Here is an 18,692-nt window from a genome sequence, read left to right on the forward strand (position 1 = left end):
AGCAGCAAAGATGTGCGGAGCGGAACAGGATTTTTTCGCATCCCTCGAAAAACTGCAAAAAGAGTACCGCCTGAACCCTGTGGATGTTTCAGGCAAGCCCTATCCCTACAATGTGCTATTGGCATTGGAAAGCACAAAAACGCAATTACAAAGAACAGGCAGGGATATTTCCCTGTCCGTACAAAAATATGATAACGGACAAGTATGCCTCAGTACCACGGAAACTTTTAACCCCGGCACTACCTTGTACTACATCCCTGTGGTGCCGCTTTATAAGATGCTTCAGGATAAGCGGCAGCAAAGCACGGCGGAATTGCTGTTGTCGGTTTGTACTTACCTGTACAAAAGCGCGGGGGTTCCATATTACCGTGATGAGGGTACTGCCCTGTATTACCAGTACGAGTTTTTAAAGGACTGCGAGGAAGAAAATATAGACGAGGAAAACGAGTACAGCAATGCAGCGGAACTAGATGACGCTGAAAAGTACGGGGATATAATCCATGCTGAACTCTACCGCACGATGCACCTTAATGAGTTTCAGCAGCGGATTGACAGCTATGATCCAAAGAGCGAATACGAATTTGAATGCATTAAAACGGCGAAAGAAGCCTTTGCCCTGCTCAATGAGCAACTAAATGAATCCGTGTTCCGCCACACGAAAATAACCATCGGGGACGATGAATACGACGATGAAATTATCAGGGCGGAGCAGTACATTTCCTTTGTTGCCGAAACCGAGGGCGAAGTGTACAGCCAAATCGAACAGATGCTAAATGATGAGTTTAACGAATGCGGGAGGATGGAAATGCCGACCCTAACCAAGCACTATGATAACCAGTACATGCCCGATGGCAAAACCCTTGAATTTGAATACAGGTTGTTTGCCCTCATAGAGAATATTTGTTTCCTTTTTAATAATACGCCATGAACGATATAACCAAAACTCTCGGAACATTATTTCGCCCTGTAAAGGCACTCGTGGTATACGAGGCTAACGGCAGAGAAAAACAAACCTATGTGGAAAGCTATGATATGGACGAAAACGGCTTTCCCATTAATGCGCACCCGCTGAGCATACGGGAAAGCACTGCACTTGCCAAGGCACTGGACACTTCGGAAGAACTGCAACGGAATTTTTTAAAGCCTTCGGGCTTACTGCCTAAAAATGTGGTGTACATCAACCCCTCTCAGCAGGGCTATGCGGTATGGCATACGCCGATGCAAAGGGTAGAATTGTTCTTTGTGGACAGCCTTGATATTCCGTGCGGCATAGCTTCCATACCACCATTGTTATGGCGGGCAACTAAAAATGGGTTATGGGTATATGCGTTGGAAGATGATACCCATCTTGACTTGCAAACCCCGCTCTGCCATGCCCCGTTTTTTAATACTTCCAATGACGGCAAAGTATGTATGGGTACGGTAAAGGTTACTATTTCCCACGACTGCCTATTGGAAGAATTTATGCACCAATGGCAGCAGTATTTTTTCAACAGCTATTTCAGCCACCTGACCATGCAAAAAAGCCCTGTGAAAGGTAACGTGGTGCAGCTATGGCAAAGCCTTGTCGGCACGAAAAAGCAATTCCCTGTTACATCGCTTTTAGCAAATGGTTACACCCTAAAAAACTTATTAAAATGAAAACAGCCATGCACTTCGCAGATAATTACCTGATAAACCCAACTAACCCCGTAACGGTAAATCTTATCGGTGCGGGAGGAACAGGCAGCCAGATGCTGACCGCACTGGCACGGATGAACCACAGCCTTATCGCTTTAGGGCATACAGGCTTGCAACTGAATCTATACGACAATGATTCCGTAACCACCGCCAACCAGGGCAGGCAGCTATTTGCCGACTGCGAGGTAGGGATGCATAAATCCGTTGCGCTCATTAACCGCATCAACCGTTTTTTCGGTACGGACTGGAAAGCGGTTACCAAGCCTTTTACAAGCAATACTATAAAACAGTTGCCTGAACAAGGCATGGCGAATATTTATATTTCCTGTGTCGATACCGCCGCCGCGCGTTTTGATATTGCGGAAGCCTTAGAGTACATGGCAGTTGACGGAAGGTTGCAGCGCAACAAGCCGCTTTATTGGCTTGATTTGGGGAATGGTAAAAATACAGGGCAAGCCGTACTGGCTACAATTGGATATATCAAACAGCCAAGCTCCGAACGTTTTGAGCCTGTCGCTGAGCTGCCTTACGTGACTAAAGAATTTAAAGAACAATTAGAGCAGCAGGACGATACCAACGAGCCAAGTTGTTCCCTTGCCGAAGCCCTTGAAAAACAGGACTTGTTTATTAATTCCACCCTTGCCAATATGGCGGCATCGCTGCTATGGAAACTATTCAGGGAAGGCCTGACCGATACAAGGGGATTTTTCCTGAACCTGAAAACCTTTGGCAGTACGCCGCTCAAATGCGGCGCATGACTGCTGCCATGCCCCCTGATTGCCTAAACCGCCGATTTTCACTTGAAAATCGGCGGTTTTATTTTTGCAGCAAATGATATGCTTAGATTATATAGTTATTCTTTTCTTTTTTCTGACTTCTTTCTAGCAAGGTCAGAGATTTTCCAAAGCTGATAATTAATGATATATAGCAACTTAAACGCTTTACAAGTTTTCTCCAGTAATTCTCTCCACTCAGTGTGCGCGTGCCATCTCAGGACAAATCGCCCAATGTCCATTGAAGGAGGTTGCTGATAATTTGTTCCCTGCATTTTCTCTACCTGGTACAACATAAAATTCCTGACCATTTGAAATACAGTACTCGTTTTGTTCTCGAAATACAGACGTTCTTCGGTGCTTAAATATCCCGACCCAGTATATTCAAAAGTTCCAAGGGTTTTCAACTCCAGTAATAATCCCCAAAAATCATCCGTCATGTACCTTATATTCTCAGGATACATAATATATGCATCCATGTAAAACTCATTTCTGTCCAATCCCCAATCGAAAGTGATATTCATCTTTTCGGATTTCAGCAGCAAGTTTTGCCCCATGAAATTTATATGGCATTTAGAAGTATCCCATTGGTCTTTAAATTTCCCGAAAGAAAAAAAATTGCTGGCTATTGCCATAAGCAATCCATTTGTTTGGAAAAAAATACTTTCACTTTCATCACTATCGAAATTTCCCGGATTATATTGCAGCTCATAATGTTCATCCAATTGCTCATCCCACCGGTCAAAATTGGCGGAATTTAATTCTATGATTTTATCAAGGGACATTTTTTACTTAAAGTATTAGTTTTTAAAGCACGCAAGTTAAAAAATCCCGCAATATGCCCTTAGAATATTCTGGCGTATGTTAACCAAAATATTAAATTAGCAAAACCAAACTTTAATCACCTTCAGATTCATAACTTTCGTGTAAATATGAATTTGTTAACACCAGCCATAATGAATGAAACCGAATTTGAACAACATCTTGCCAGTGCATTAAGGCTGATACTACCTACATTCCAACCAAGCGCTATATCAAGCCAAAAATCGTTCTCAATCAAATTTGGCCACCATAACGTGCTGGTCGATGGAAAACTCAGTGGTGACCGTGCTAAAATGGGAATCTATGATATCTTGATAATTATTGGCGGAAATCCGATAATTATGTTGGAACTAAAAAGACCGCATCTAAAATTAACTGACGATGACCGCGACCAGGGAATATCTTACGCGCGTTTAACTGATCCAATTACCCCTGTTACCATTATTACCAATGGCTCTGATTTTAACGTGTACGATACGTATTCTAAGGAGCGCATTGAAAGTGAGGACATGGACAATGATTTTTTTTTGAAAAGGCTACATCAGGCTGCGATACTTTCTAAGAACGCATACAAGGACTCAATACTGACATTAATCGAAAATGACCAGCGGTTACTTTTCGATCTCCTGAATTCAATATCGGATGCAACATTCAGGCAATTAATTGGTCCTGCAGGTGATGTATCCAAACCTATCGTAGAGGGCTTCTGTGTTCCGAGGGAAATATTGGGCACCTTGGACGCGGCGGTTAAGAAGCACCAGTTTGTATACTTACCGGCGATGCCTATGCAGGAAAGACCAATCTTTTATACCAGTTTTACCAGCATTCCGTAAAGAACCAGGAGGCTGTTTTGTATATAAACTGTATCGATTTTCATTATTCGATTTTCAGAAAACTGACAAATAATATCCATAGCCTGCTGCGTTTCCCAATTGATGAAATAAAACTCAAGGAGTGGTTACTCCTTCATTTTGATACGGATACCGAAAAGAAAATCACAATCATCTTCGATCACGTCCGCTACAACATTGACCCGGTAATGATGGCCGATATTTCCGAGTTATTGGATCTTTTCAAAATGGACGGCAACAGAATTATCATTTGTGCTGACCAATCCAATTACCAGTTGCTTAGAAGAAATAGCGACCGCGTACTTAACACGATCATCGGGAATGATTTTTTCGAAGTCGAACTGGGCCAGTTTTCTACCAGTGAGTTTTATGCTGCCAATGAACTTATGTACGATAAGTACTTCCTGACCTACGCATGGGGTTCCGCCTATACAGACATTTATCGTTTACCCCGTATCTGGAGGCTTCTGATTAGCGAACAAATGAATGACAGACCTGAAAATCATTACGGGCTGTTAAAATCAGTTCCAGGAGTGGAATTTCTCGAAGTGTTCCGGAACACTATGCAACTGGATCGGGAATCTGTTGCTGACTTTCTTAAGCTTATTACCGCTTTTATGGAAAGCATAACGACGGTGCAGGATGGCCGCCTTAAACTTATGGCAAGAAGCCTGGGAATAATTCCCGAGGAAATTGCGCTGAATCATTTAGATCAGAAAAAGATAAACCGTCTTATTTATGCCGGCTACCTTGAGCGCAGGTCTGTACCAGGCTTCCAATGGGTATTGGTTACCAAGCTTCCGGAACTGATTGCCGGGTATGCCATTTCCAATTTAAACAGTAAATATCTTTCGTGGTTTAAAACAGATTTTGAAGGGGCTTATAGTGCCTTTATACAGGATTGCGAATTTTTACCCTATGGGGAACTGGTAGCCTGTAGGTTCATCCTTGATGTAGGGGAAAATGGCGACATCGATTTGTTTTCCGAAATTGCCAGTAAGCTAATGAATGATGAGCCAATGGTTGAAATATCGACTTCAGCTAAGGAAATCGAAATGTATATACAAAAACTCGGCACTTTCAGAATCAAAATGGAGGAAGGTGTAGAGTCCAAATTTATGGGCAACGGTTTTCCACATTTAATATTGGCCCACTTGTTATGTACCGGCATTTCGGGAGAAGGTGATAACCCGCATAATTTGAGGCTTCACCTGATTGGTGAGATTGCTGATAAAAGTTATATTGTAAGGAAGGCCGATAGTACTTTTTTTCATGAAGGCATTCCAACATTTGAATTGGGCCGTATCGGCGAGGTTATGCAGACCAATATTGGGATTGTAGAGCCTATAACGCAGGCGCTGCACCTTAACCTGCTTTGGCTACCCAAATTATTTGAAAGTTTTTTTAACAATGCGCTTGAGGAAAAAAAATATCGATTGCTCCACCGTATTTATATCGCCGCAAAAAATGCTAAGGCGATGCAAATGACAGATAACATTAGTGCGGCCGTTTGTAACAGGATCATAAAATCATATGAAGCGCTATTGCCTGAAGTGATGGCGGTTGCCCTTACAGCTGATTCCGCCGGTAAGGAGGAGGAAAAACGCATCGAAAATCGTATCAGGGCTTTAAAAAAACGTAAAGCCGGGCCTGCTATTACAGCCAAGAAGCCTAAACGCAAAAAGAGAAAGCGCTAAATAATTAATCTTAAATAGTATAAGTATGGTTTTCCAAAAAGTATTAAAGGGAATAAACGGGTTAGACGATAATCAGGCAAAAAACATCGTTGACAGAGGTATAACGAGCAACTGGTGGCGAAAGGCGGGAACAATAACGCCTGAAGGAACAAAACTGCACCTGAATATGAATAATTTAAAATTGCATTTAAATCAGTATCACAGGCCGGTACCACCGGGCAACCCGCTCCATAGTTTGCATACCGGGAAATTTGGCGAGGTTTCACCTTTTATATCTACTACTTCAGGAGCCGTGGAACGCGATTTCAGCACAAAAAGAAACCTTGTTTTTCCGCCATTCATGACGGCCCTGAATTTTGCCACAGACAACAATAAATCCAGCGGCTATATTTTTTATGCCTATCTGATGACGGTTGGAAAGGTTGCTGTAGAGATGGAGCAATTTTCCGAGGAAATAAGGAACCTTTATGTGTACCAGGATTACCAGCCCTATTACAGGCAGGGAGAAATTATGGCAAAAATTATAATCCCATCGGTACAAATACAAAAGGTAGAAGGCTATAACGGTGCCGATGTTAAATTGGCCCAACGCAGGGGTATCTTGCCTGTACCCCATTTTACTTATACGAATCCGGCCTATCAGGCTCCTGAGAAGTTGTCTAACATACAAGAAGTAATTTCATGAGTGATTTCACTGAAGCATTAAATATAAACAGGGAAGATGCCGTAAATGTAGCTCAAGCATACGAAGGGTATGCCCGTGCACTGAGTAAAGTGGATAGCGATAAAAACATAACATTTGTAGCAAGCTCATGGCTGATCAGTGCGCTATACCAATCCCTTTTAGACCCGCAAAAGGCGAAAAGATTATTTGCGTTATCTGCCGATAGTTTTTTTCAAATACAATCGCCTCTATGGCGCTTGTGCGAAATATGTGCCCAAGGCGCAACAGGTGATCGTTTTTCTAAATCTAAAAGTCGGGAAGATTTCGACGATGAAGATTTTTTTTACAGGCTGTTACAGCAATACGACGCTGATCCCGATTCCGGGTTTGCTTTATATCTCGGTCAAAATTCAGAGATGAATTTTCCTCTTACGGGCCGGGTTCCGCATCTAAACATCCCTTATCAGGTCGTTATTGAGGCAATGAACGAGGTTGACTCAACTCATTTTACCAGTAACGGCAAGTCTATCAATCATTTTTCCAATTTGATTGGACGGCTTGGGGAATTGATAAGCCTTTACCAAACGGACGAGTATCGCTGGAGAAATGTTCAGGGTCCCATCTTGCCCTTTGAACCTGCTGCCCTGGCCATCACAATTGTACTGGTAAAGAAATGGTGTATCAATAATACTTACGAAGAATTGCTGGATAGGTTAAAGGGTATGAATACTACGCAAATCCCACTACTGCAAATAGCTTATGAACTTCTAAATAGTAATGAGCGGTACTAATAATTTTGACGGCCTATAAGTAATCATTATAACCTCGACAATTGGACTGGATAAAAAACTATATAAAATTTTTAGATTGTGTCAACCCGCAGGATCTTCGGGTTGAAGAAGCAATGCAACTGAAAAACAAAAACCTGCCGCCTAAACTTTATAAATACAGGCCTGCAACCGATTATGCTATAAAGAACCTGGCCACTGATACGGTGTGGTTAAACACCCCGTCAGAATACAACGACCCCTTTGAATTTGCCGAGTACATAGATTTTTCCAAACTTCAAGCCCCGATTAATGGCAAGGCTGAATTCGACATCGTTGCTGATTTCGCTACAAAATATCCTGTTCCCCAAGATGTAGTGATGACGGCACGGGAAGCATCAGATCCGTTGGAATTCCTGATTGACTACGCTTTGGGAAATGAAGGCCGTAGTAAAGAACAAATCAGTGTCTTTAAATCCGTTATGAGACAGGTTATTGAGGATCAATATGCAGATGTACAACAATGGAAAATTGATTTTATGCAGGAGCAAATGAAAGTATGCTCGTTTTGCGAATCCCACGAACAGCTACTGATGTGGAGCCATTATGCAGATTATCACACAGGTTTTTGTGTAGAATACAATACTTCGCTTTGGCCCGATGATGATATACGCAGGAGGCTGCTATATCCCATAATTTACCAGGGGCATAGATACGATGTAACAGCACACCTAATGCAAAACCTTATTGGGAGTGATGGCTTTAATCCGCTTTATGCGATTATTTCAGGCTCAACAAAGTCAACAGAATGGTCTTACGAGAAGGAATGGCGTTTTATCTTTAATATTGGGGGTACATTTCCAAAACAAAACTACCGAATGGATTGCCAGTCCAAAGTTTTTCTCGGTTACCGCATGGCACCGGAGCGTAAATCAGAAATTATTGCTATCTGTAATTCACGCAGGATTCCAGTGTTCCAGGCAGGGCCATCTGGTAACTGTTATAAGCTGACGTTTAAGGAAATTCCGGCCAATAAATAAAGCAAATTGTTTTAAATCAATTGCAGGTTAACTAATTATTTTAGCACGTTTTCCCTATCTTTAATCTTCAATACGCCATATTATAAATAGTTTCGGAAATAAAGTCTTTTATCACCCTACTAATTTCAATCGCCAATATTAACTAATTATTGCCCAGCCCGTAACCTATGACTATCGAAATTATTGAGATGAATTTAAAAGCCATGAATGACGCTGCTTTTCATAGGTTGGGAGACCACTACCTTTTTTTTGATTGTGGAAATGAATATGATAGTATTATTCCGGTGGGGCAGGCAGAAGGAAAACAAAAATCAACGAAGGGAACCCCTGATACCAGGATTAAACTTAAAAATGGCCGCTACATTTTCATTCAGTATACAACTCAGGAGAACAACCCCAAGAAAAGTGATTTTTATAAAAAACTTGTTGCTGACCTAGAAGCGTGTTTTGATCCACAAAAAACTATAATTCCGGTTGAAGATATTGAACATGTTGTGCTATTTTTCAATAGTAACCTAAACGAGGCAACTGAAAAGAAATTAAAAGCTATTACTGATAACTATGGTGTCCCCTTGAGGCTATATAATTTAACTACAATTGCTCATAACATATATAAACTTTACCCTTATTTAGCAAAGGATTACCTGAATGTTGAGATTGGCACCTACCAAATCCTCCCGCTATCGCAATTTATAACCGAATATGAAAAGAGCGGCATGGCTACGCCACTATCAAATCCCTTTCACCACCGCCAAAATGAGATAAATGAAATTAAGGCACTTATAGAGGCCAATATGATTACAGTAATCAATGGGAAATCGGGTGTCGGGAAATCAAAATTAGCTATTGAAGTGACAAGGCAGTTTAGTGAAGAACATAGCAATTATAATTGTTTCTGCATCAGCAATAAAGACTTACCAGTCATTAATGACCTTAGAAAACAGCTATCAACAGAAAAAAATGCCCTGATATTTATTGACGATGTGAATAAAAGCATCCATTTGCTACGAGAAGTATTTACATGGTATGCCGAGCGAGAGGTTCATCTGAAGATCATATTGACCGTCAGGGAGTATGTTTACAAACAAGTAGATCCTTTTATAAAAAATTACAGCAACAGTACGTTCAATCTGTCCGATTTTAACGAACATGAAATTCTTACGATTATTTCCAGTGAACCCTTTGATATTAAGGACATAGCTTATCAAAAAAAAATAATACAGCTTGCCAAGGGAAATGCGCGGTTGGCTGTTATGGCATCTGTAGCGTCCAAAGATAAACCAATTGAAATACTAGACAATGTAACGGGTATTTATAACGAGTACTTTAAAACGGTTTCGGGCGACAACCCCTTGCTGCAAAACGCAGAGTACCTGAAGATCTTGGGCATACTTTCATTTTTCAGGGCTATAGACCGGGACAACCAAACGGATACTGAGAATATTTTTACAGCTTTTAATATTGATGAAAAGGATTTTTGGACAAAAATATATGAACTGGAAAGCTATGAGATTGTAGATGTCTTCTCTGACAAGACCACGGTCAAATTTACCGACCAGATTTTGGAAGGATATCTTTTTTATAAGGTTTACCTTGCCGACGGATTGCTTTCTTATGATGTTATACTGGATCAGTTCTATCCATCACATAGCAGCAGAATTAAATTTACCGCCATTGAAGGAAAAACCACTTTCGGGAGAGGTGATTTTGAAACCATGTTACTTCCTCATATCAAAAAGAAATATAATAGTATAGTTGAGCAAGACACATCGTTATTTGATTTCTTTCAAGTCTTCTATTCCTACCTTCCTGATGAAACCTTAAGCTATATATACAGAAAGATAGCCTCTATGACCAAAGAGCTTCCGCTGCAATTACTAAATAAGGTCGCAAACAGCAACGCTCATCAAAAAACATTTGTTTTCGAGGGCGATAAAACGATTGAGAGGTACCACCATGATTCCTTTTTTGACCTCTTAACAGAATTCCTTAAAGAGTTTGATGTTTATTTTGAGCTTTCAGTTCAGCTCATGTTTGACTACATAGAGCGCAAACAGGAAGTAGCTGAAAAATTTGTCGAATTTGTATCCGGCTACATTGCCTTTTCAGTTGATGATGAAGTATCAGCATTTGAAAAAGAACGCGTCTTTTCTCATGAACTCACTATAAGGGTTCAAACAGGCATTCCAATTTATACATATATTTTTCTGCGGCTTGCGCCGCACTTTTTGAAAACCACTTTTTTTCATCATATAAATTATCGTGGAGCAAGTGTGGGCTCCGTTTCCTACAAGCTTATTAAGAAAGTAAGGTTCATCAGGTCTCTTTATTGGCAAACCTTTAATACAGTATTTAATAATTACCGATTACTGTCTTTATATACCTTGGACAGTATAAAGAATGGCCTTTTACAAAATGACCATCAATCGCTTAGAGCCTCAGACTGGAAGCATATGGAAGCAATTTTCAATCAACATTTTGATTCGGAAATTTTTATAGATGCCTACACGATAAATAAAATAATTACAGACCTGACTAAAAGGAAAAAGAGTAATGGTGTTTATGGCCAATACCTCAATAAGGTCAATACCGAAAAATATAGATGGTTCAAAATATTGGATTTTGATATCTGGGGAAACCATAATATAGTAAAGCTTGAAACAGAAAGCCATAGTGATTTCCGTGAGAGATTCAAAACTTTAAAGGCAAAAGAAATTCTGTCCACATTTAATTACAAAAATGCTGCATCTTATCTGCCTGTTCTTGACTTGATTGGGGATTGTGTAATGCACAATATTTGGCAACCGTACAATAATAACGATGCTGCCCAAATACTATTTAGCAATATGCTTCATAATGAACAAATGTTTCTTGAGCTTTTTGAGGAAATTGTTGTGAAGCCCTATTTTTTTCGAATAGTAAGATTTGATACTTTTTTTAACAGCATCCAGCAAATTGGAAGTAATCTTCTCAATAAAGTTGAGACTGTACTTTTTGCTAAAGACTTTATAAACTACCAATATGTTAGATTAGACTTTTTCAATGCATTACACCAAGAAAATATTACTAAAAAGCGTTGTCTGGATTATAAAGAATTGTTAGCTACTTTATCAGGTAATTTCTATTTAGCTTTTGAAAACATCGCTGAATATTGCACAATTGATACCGATTTTTTGAACGACGCTTTACCCCTCATGCTGGAAAGGGCAAAGACGAAATCTTTTAGCTTCCGCGTAAAGGATGATTTTATTTCAAAAGAGTTTAAGCTGTTTAATTCAATCATAATAGCTGAAGGTCTTTATGTCTACCTTTCTAATAGCAACTATGATTATGAAGGCGATGAGCTAACATTTATTCTTAAAATAAGACCAGCCTTTTTAAGTAGGTATTTAGATTCAATCGTCAATTATTTCCCCGATGACCAGAACGATCATAACGAATTATTGAGTCTTTGGCACATGCCAGAATACATAAAATATGTTACCGTTATCTTTGATAAGTTTATCACGCACCATTCTTTTTTTTTCAAAGGCCAGCGTGTATTGGATCATTTAATTGAAAGTGCTGGGAATCCCGAAGTTGCTACAAACAAAAAGCTGTTATTTTTTGAACACTATATTAGTCTTTATAATTGTGATGAGGAAAAAATGAGAGCTTGCTTCAAGATTATTCAGAATAAGTTCCATGATAATTTTAAGCAGTTATTTATAAAGTTCCTCGGGCATAACCAAGATATAGATTTATTTAAAAAAATCAGATGGACAGATCAGGGAATTATTATTCGAAGTGGCAATTCAATCCTCGGCGAAATAGAAGAAGGTATCTGGACCAGGATTAAAAGCATTGTTGAGGAAATGAAACCTCATATAAGATTTTTAGAACATAAAATATTTATTAACAAGGAAATTGATTATTGCAGAAAACATGCACTTTGGGAGCGCAAACGAGACTTCTTAGGTGGTCGTTAACCCTATTGAACTGAGTCATTACAGTAACAAATCTCTATATTCTTAAATTTTGAATTATCTAAAAATAAAGAATTTTTAATTACATAATATCAATTCCAAATGCTAAAAATCCCCTTTGGCAAACATAAAGTGACTGGTAAATTTTATGATGCAGGTATGGTACCCAATGGTAAAAATTGCAATTGTGTTTGCAATGCTTGTGGCGCGGATTTACAAGCTGTTCATCCCAAGTTACTGAACAGGCAACAACATTTCAGGCACTCTGCCAACAGTAATTGCACAGGGGCACTCGAAAGTCTTTTTCATATCATGGCCAAACAGATTTTAAAAGAATCAGGTAGTATCTGCATCGAATCGGGTAATAGCATGTCCTACACATATTGTGATATAGAAACACCCAGACATGGAAAACGACCTGACGCATATCTTAGTAATTTAGAATCCTCGTTGATAGTTGAGGTGTTTTTTTCTCATAGAATTGACGATACAACGCTTGATACATACCTTGAAAATGGGGAAAAGGTACTTGAAATCGACATTTCCACTGAAAAAAGAAGATTGTACAATTACGAGCACCTTAAAGAACTGGTGTTGATAAAAGCTACAAGGAAATTATTCTTGCATCCAAGAAAAGAAGAACTGAAAAAACAAAAATCAGATGGTGATATAACAGGGTGGCTTGTGGGGGCTTTAATCATTTTAGGTTTGTGGTTTGTTTCGAAATTGACTAGAGGAAGAAGCAGATACAGAAAATAAACCTATTTCAAAAATCTGTATTTGAAAGATTGACACCTCACTTTTATTTGAAAATATAATTATATTAAAATTTGTACAACTGTAATCCAGTGGATTACAGTTGTTCTTATAAACAAGTTTAGTTGCAGCTGGAACTTTTAAAAAAGTACCGGGATACCCTAAAAATACGAGCAGAACGCCACATTTGAAAAAAGTCAACTCTCTCCGGGTCACGAAATTGGAAGCGAAACTAAGAGTTCGTTTTTTTTGCTCATTACTATTTGATTATCATATCAGGTTACTTTAGATTTTGTACATTAGTTATTACAATTTTAATGCTATGGCAAACGGTCAACCTACACTACACATACAGATTCCCAATCAGGGATGGAAACAGTTTCTAACCGGAAGGGATGAAATGCTTGCGGCGTATGACAGAGCCCGCGTGCACAGCAGTAAAAGACCTGTACAGACCGGGCACGGAAATGTTGCTGAGGCGGAGTTCCGAAAGTGGCTTAGTGATTTTTTGCCAAAAAGATACGGCGTTACCCCGGGATTTATAATTTCTCAGGGGGTTCCAAATTCAGAGGATTTTGTCCATTATGATGTGATCATTTATGACCAGTTGGAATCCCCTGTTCTTTGGGTCGAAGGAAATCCTGATTCTTCTTCACAGGGAAGATCGATGGCAATCCCTGTGGAATATGTTTGTGGCGTGATCGAAGTTAAGGCGGTATTCAATAAAAAAAGTGTTAAACAGGCGGTCAACCAATTGGGAAAATTACGGCCTTTGATGGGCTTCAGAAAACCTTCAGTCCACGACTACAGATTTTACCTGCCCGAGAATTTCTTTTGTGCCACAGTTTTTTTCGAACTACATAAGGAAAATGAAAGGGATTTTGGAGCACTGGATGCCCTGCTTGATGGTTCGGATTTAAGGGGCTTTTATGGCGGTTATATCCTGCGTCCCGAATTGCATGAACAATATTCCAGCGGTAAAATATCGTTTGAGTATCTGCGTGAGGAGGTAGATCCCAATAATAGTTCATTGCTTTTCTGGTCTAGTTCGAAATGCAAAAAGGTGAATGATCTCTATTTAAGAGCAAGGCTATTACATTCGGAAACTCACTTTTCGGAGTTTGCATTTGACATAATTGCACTGCTTAAGGGTACATATCGACCTTACTCCTTATCGAGCATGTACGGCTTTGGTACATCAGATTGGGAAAAAGGCAGTGCCGTTAGCATAACATATGCAAATCCCGAAGATGTTAAAAAATATAGGGAGGAAACCGAAAGGTTTTTCAATCGTAACTCTGAAACCAAATAGCTGTAGTCAGTCTTGAACGCTACATCTTTAGATATATGAGTAGGCATGGACATATTTTATGCTTATATTTACATTAGTAATAAACCGGACATATTTCGTTCTTAGACAAGTCAGCTTCCTGCAGGAAGCTTTTAAAAATACAGGGATTGATTAGTGGCAGTTTTAGTGGCAGTGTTTTAAAAAGCATGCAAAAAACATGCTCAGAATGCCAGAATCAAAGAAAGTTCAAATCCCTCCGGCTCCACTAAGAGAAAACCGAACCTAAAGTTCGGTTTTTTTATGCAATTTGAAACATATTAATTCATTGATTTTCAGCATTTTAATAATGCCGTACAGGGCACGATGGTTCGAATCCATCTTTTCTAAAAATTGCTCTTATCTTAATCTGCAAAAGGGCTAAACCATTGATAATTAGTGTTTTTTAATAGTTTAAGGTTACAGACATTCACAAATCTTTCAAAAGCGCTCAATTTTTTTGTGGCAGAATAGTGGCAGTTTCTAAGGACGAAAAAATGCCACTTATAACTTCTTTATATGTGTAAATGGCTTTCGCAAGATTTTCTATGCACTTATAATTTTAGCATTGATAGTCGCCAATTCTAACATAGGGATGCCACTTATTGACACCGCACCCGTACTTGATTCCACCTAATACCTTCATATAACAATAGAAACTGCAAGCACGAATTGGCAAAATCGGTGTTACATAATATTAATGATGTAAGGTTAGATTAGTATTGTCATCAATCAATATTTTTATAATGTAGAAATTAATATAAAGTTAGGCAATGAAATAAAGGTACAGAATTTTTGATGCCCGTTTCAAAATCACAAAGTATAGATAGATCTCCGCCTATCTTTGCGAAAAATGATGCGTTAATTGAAACCGTACTTAAAAAAAATCAATAAAATTAACATACATGTTCATTTTTTTTGCTATCTTAATATTTATGCATATTTTTACTAGCAAATTTTAAAACATGAGTTTACGGATATTGATATACGATAATGATCATCCGCCTCCACATTGCCATTTGCGGAGATCAGATGGGTCAGAAAGCAGAGTTGCAATTCCGAGCCTAAAAGTGATGACTGGGCCCGCACTTTCAAAAAAAGAAAAGGAAGCGATACTCGATCAGCTTGATGAATTATGTGACAAATTCGATCAATTTAATCCACCTAAACACAAAGATGAAGAAAATGAAAAATAATTGGGATGATATAAGTTATCAGCAGATTGAAACTGCTACAATAGCTAATGGACAGATTCAAGTTACTTTTGCTAATAGCGATAAAATTGAGCTGCCCGTAAGCACATTGCTGCCTGTCGATATTAATGTAGATAAAATTCAGGAAATTCATAACTCGGACTTTGACATTTCAATCAATTTCAACGGTGGTTTTGAATATCTCATTCCTTGGGACAAAGTACGCACTCTAACTGATAAATCTTTTGCCAGGGAAATGGCTAAACAGGCAGAAGACAATGCTAAGCTAACAGGTGAACGTTTAAAAACACTGAGGGAAAGGAAACACATAAAAAGCAATCAGTTGGCTGAGATGGCGGGTGTTACGCCACAGACGATTACCAGAATTGAAAAAGGACACACTGATGTTGGATTTGGGACCTTAAGAAAAATACTTGCTGCAATGGGGTATACATTGAAAGATTTGGCTAATGAGGAACTTTTTGAAGCGAAACTACAAAATATTGTTTCCTTTGAATTTATCCTTAAAAAGCTAGCAAAAATCGGTATAGATTCAAACCTTGTACGTAAGATTATTCCGGTAGAAATTATTGATTCCATACGAAATAAAAAGGAAAATTTACCAGACTTAATTCAGAGTGAAATATCGGCGTATCTTTCACAAGTTTTTGGATGGAGAAGTGATGAAATATGGAAAGAAGATGATCTTCCTTTAAGCAATCTACCTTTTAAGCTAGCTCTATTTAAAACTCCGTCAAAGGGCAATATAAGTCAAATTCGCGCCTATTCTCATTATGCTTATTATATAGCCAATATAGTTAGAAAGGCGGAAAATTCAACGCCGCAAGTTGAATATCCAGGAGATTTAAAAGAGTTTAAGTCAGATTTTTATAGATCCTATTCGGAATTGACTTTGAAAAATTTATTATCTTTTGCATGGGATTTAGGCATTTGTGTGATTCCGTTAAATGATCAGGGAGTATTCCACGGCGCGTCTTGGAACATTAAGGACAAACACGTTGTTGTTCTAAAGCAAAAGAACGAGTCTCATGCAAGATGGATATTTGATCTTCTTCATGAGTTATACCATGTTTTTGCCCATTTAGATGTGCCTAACACCTCTGTTATAGAGATTGAAGAGGTTAATCCATTTTCCAATAATGCGTCTCTAGAGGAACGAGAAGCTAATACATTTGCTAATCATTTCATTTTTGGGAGCCGGTCGGAAGAAATTGCCAAGATTGCACTTTCAAAAGCAGATTATAAAATAGATCTTTTAAAAAATGCAGTTATTGCAACTGCAAAGGAGGAAGGTATTAAAGCTGAGTTTATTGCAAATTATCTTGCTTTTAGATTACAGATGGGTGGAAAGAATTGGTGGGGAACTGCTAATAACTTTCAAATAACCTCACCCTCTCCATTTGCAATTGCAAGTGAGATTTTACGAGAAAGGATTGCAATCGATAATTTAAATCCAATTGATAAGAATATGCTGGAATCAGCTTTAAGAAATATTTAAATGTATTAACATGAATAAAAGGAAGAAATTTACTCGAATGATCCCCGATGATGTGCGCGTCGAAGATTTAACCATAGATGATATAACTTGCGGAGCAACCAAATGCGGCGAAGGTTTTCATTGCTATAGTAAAGAAAAAACTAGTCTTCGGAAATTTGGCACTGAACGAGCTTGCAAGGAGTGCGGAGTGGAGCTTATCGATTGGGATCGTGTTCATCTAAACGATGTAAATGATAGCGAATTTGTCTTTCAAGAAATGAAGTCCGAAATTATTAGGCATTTGTTTTGGCACACGCCTATAGAAGACGATGCAATTGTCGAAGCATTTAGGCGTGGAAGAACAGGGACAAAGGAACGTGCACATAAACTTCTTCGTCAACGAATCGGGAAATTCAATAGTTTTATGGATGGGCGTCAAACACCAATGGGTAAAGATGAGATAGTGAATTATGCACAGCATGCTACTGCGACTTGCTGTCGTAAATGTCTGAAGGCTTGGCATAACATTGATTTAGAAGTCCCACTCAGCGATGAACAGTTGAATTTTTGTACCGATCTTGTTTTAAAATATATTGATTTACGAGTTCCTCATTTAACAGAACACCCGGTAGAGGAAAATACAATTTATAGCATTTTAGATGAACACTATCGACACTGATGAATTTTCTGCGAAGTTGCGTACTAAGGCAATCGACCTTAATGAAAAGAAGATCTTAATAACCAATTATAAAGGATCTCTACAAGAAAAAGACTTGACCGAACCAGCCAACTGCGCTGGTTTTGGTCGTGTAAGGCATTTTAAATTGAAACCAGGAGGAGACTGGCCGGAAAACCCGCTACCGATCGAGCCTGCGCGTAAATATCTAAATTTGCGAAGTCTAACAGAAATAAGAGCTCAGGTTTTTCAGAATTCTGTGTGCAACTGGAGATGTTGGTACTGTTTCGTTGACTTTAAACTACTTAATGGCGATAGTAGGTTTTCCAAGTTTCTCTCTTGCGACGAACTATTAGATCTTTATCTCGCAGAAAATAATCGACCTCTTATGATTGATCTGTCTGGCGGTCAGCCTGACCTAACTCCTGAATGGGTTCCTTGGATGATGGAAGCGATTATAGCGCGGGGACTTGAAAATGATATTTTCCTTTGGTCAGATGACAATTTAAGTAACGATTATTTTTGGAGATACTTATCTCAGAAACAAATTGATTTAATTAATTCCTACAAAATGTATGCGAGGGTTTGCTGCTTTAAAGGTATAGATGAACACTCATTTATGTTAAATACTCTAGCAGATCCAAAGTTATTCTCTGAGCAGTTTGACCTATTTAAAAGACTTTGGAATACCAATATTGACCTTTATGGATATATTACATTAACCGCGCCATCAAACACTGATTTTAAATATGCAGTTTCTAATTTCTTAGACAAGCTACAGGCTATTCACGAAGATATACCTTTAAAAATTGTTCCGTTAAAGGTATTTGAATTCACACCATCACAATCTCGTAATAATGTCGATAAAGCGGACTTGATAAAAGGTCAGCAGATCGCTATAGAAACTTGGAAAATAGAAATGTCAAAACGTTTCTCTACAGAAAAGCTCAACATGCCTATTTATGATATAAAAAATCGATAAA

Annotated in this window: 16 protein-coding genes; 15 read left to right on the forward strand and 1 reads right to left on the reverse strand. The window is 38.6% G+C overall.

Annotation, left to right across the window (positions count from 1 at the left end):
• Nucleotides 1–10 precede the first annotated feature (10 nt).
• The 3 genes from ACLI09_RS02580 to ACLI09_RS02590 are packed head-to-tail and all read left to right on the forward strand — an operon-like array spanning nt 11 to nt 2,438.
• Nucleotides 11–928 carry a hypothetical protein gene (locus tag ACLI09_RS02580; protein ID WP_411418027.1) on the forward strand — a complete coding sequence of 306 codons (918 nt, stop codon included), beginning with the start codon at nt 11–13 and terminating at the stop codon, nt 926–928.
• Nucleotides 925–1,641, forward strand: a complete 717-nt coding sequence (locus ACLI09_RS02585; RefSeq protein WP_411418028.1) for a PRTRC system protein B — start codon at nt 925–927, stop codon at nt 1,639–1,641. The genes ACLI09_RS02580 and ACLI09_RS02585 overlap by 4 nt, the downstream gene beginning before the upstream one ends.
• Nucleotides 1,638–2,438, forward strand: a complete 801-nt coding sequence (locus tag ACLI09_RS02590) for a PRTRC system ThiF family protein (protein WP_411418029.1) — start codon at nt 1,638–1,640, stop codon at nt 2,436–2,438. The genes ACLI09_RS02585 and ACLI09_RS02590 overlap by 4 nt, the downstream gene beginning before the upstream one ends.
• A 95-nt stretch (nt 2,439–2,533) precedes the next feature.
• Here the strand turns inward: ACLI09_RS02590 and ACLI09_RS02595 are convergent, their stop codons facing one another.
• Entirely contained in the window at nt 2,534–3,238 is a 705-nt protein-coding gene (locus ACLI09_RS02595; RefSeq protein WP_411418030.1) for a hypothetical protein, read from the reverse strand.
• Between the two features lie 171 nt (nt 3,239–3,409).
• Between ACLI09_RS02595 and ACLI09_RS02600 the strand changes: the two genes are divergently transcribed.
• From ACLI09_RS02600 to ACLI09_RS02655, 12 genes are all read left to right on the forward strand, one after another.
• Entirely contained in the window at nt 3,410–4,108 is a 699-nt protein-coding gene (locus ACLI09_RS02600; protein WP_411418031.1) for a type I restriction endonuclease, read from the forward strand.
• A 17-nt stretch (nt 4,109–4,125) separates the two neighbouring features.
• Nucleotides 4,126–5,823, forward strand: coding sequence for a hypothetical protein (locus tag ACLI09_RS02605; RefSeq protein ID WP_411418032.1), 1,698 nt, complete (start codon nt 4,126–4,128; stop codon nt 5,821–5,823).
• A gap of 25 nt (nt 5,824–5,848) precedes the next feature.
• Entirely contained in the window at nt 5,849–6,508 is a 660-nt protein-coding gene (locus tag ACLI09_RS02610) for a hypothetical protein (protein ID WP_411418033.1), read from the forward strand.
• Nucleotides 6,505–7,278, forward strand: coding sequence for a hypothetical protein (locus ACLI09_RS02615; protein ID WP_411418034.1), 774 nt, complete (start codon nt 6,505–6,507; stop codon nt 7,276–7,278). The genes ACLI09_RS02610 and ACLI09_RS02615 overlap by 4 nt, the downstream gene beginning before the upstream one ends.
• Nucleotides 7,279–7,319: 41 nt before the next feature.
• Nucleotides 7,320–8,294 carry a DUF2971 domain-containing protein gene (locus ACLI09_RS02620; RefSeq protein ID WP_411418035.1) on the forward strand — a complete coding sequence of 325 codons (975 nt, stop codon included), beginning with the start codon at nt 7,320–7,322 and terminating at the stop codon, nt 8,292–8,294.
• 167 nt (nt 8,295–8,461) lie between these two features.
• A complete protein-coding gene (locus ACLI09_RS02625; RefSeq protein ID WP_411418036.1) occupies nt 8,462–12,262 on the forward strand; it encodes a hypothetical protein in 3,801 nt (1,266 codons plus the stop codon).
• Between the two features lie 99 nt (nt 12,263–12,361).
• Entirely contained in the window at nt 12,362–13,018 is a 657-nt protein-coding gene (locus ACLI09_RS02630; protein ID WP_411418037.1) for a hypothetical protein, read from the forward strand.
• Nucleotides 13,019–13,337: 319 nt separating this feature from the next.
• Nucleotides 13,338–14,327 (forward strand): DUF6602 domain-containing protein, encoded by a 990-nt coding sequence (locus ACLI09_RS02635; RefSeq protein ID WP_411418038.1) that lies wholly within the window; start codon nt 13,338–13,340, stop codon nt 14,325–14,327.
• Nucleotides 14,328–15,307: 980 nt separating this feature from the next.
• Nucleotides 15,308–15,538 (forward strand): DUF4160 domain-containing protein, encoded by a 231-nt coding sequence (locus tag ACLI09_RS02640; protein WP_411418039.1) that lies wholly within the window; start codon nt 15,308–15,310, stop codon nt 15,536–15,538.
• Nucleotides 15,519–17,054, forward strand: coding sequence for an XRE family transcriptional regulator (locus ACLI09_RS02645; protein ID WP_411418040.1), 1,536 nt, complete (start codon nt 15,519–15,521; stop codon nt 17,052–17,054). Before ACLI09_RS02640 ends, ACLI09_RS02645 begins: the two co-directional genes overlap by 20 nt.
• Nucleotides 17,055–17,064: 10 nt before the next feature.
• Complete coding sequence (locus ACLI09_RS02650) at nt 17,065–17,712, forward strand: DUF4186 family protein (protein ID WP_411418041.1); 648 nt, start codon at nt 17,065–17,067, stop codon at nt 17,710–17,712.
• On the forward strand, nt 17,693–18,691 hold the full coding sequence (locus tag ACLI09_RS02655; protein WP_411418042.1) for a hypothetical protein: 999 nt from the start codon (nt 17,693–17,695) through the stop codon (nt 18,689–18,691). Before ACLI09_RS02650 ends, ACLI09_RS02655 begins: the two co-directional genes overlap by 20 nt.
• The last annotated feature ends 1 nt before the right edge of the window (nt 18,692 follow it).

It is taken from the genome of Flavobacterium sp. RHBU_24 (assembly GCF_046613695.1).
GTDB lineage: Bacteria > Bacteroidota > Bacteroidia > Flavobacteriales > Flavobacteriaceae > Flavobacterium.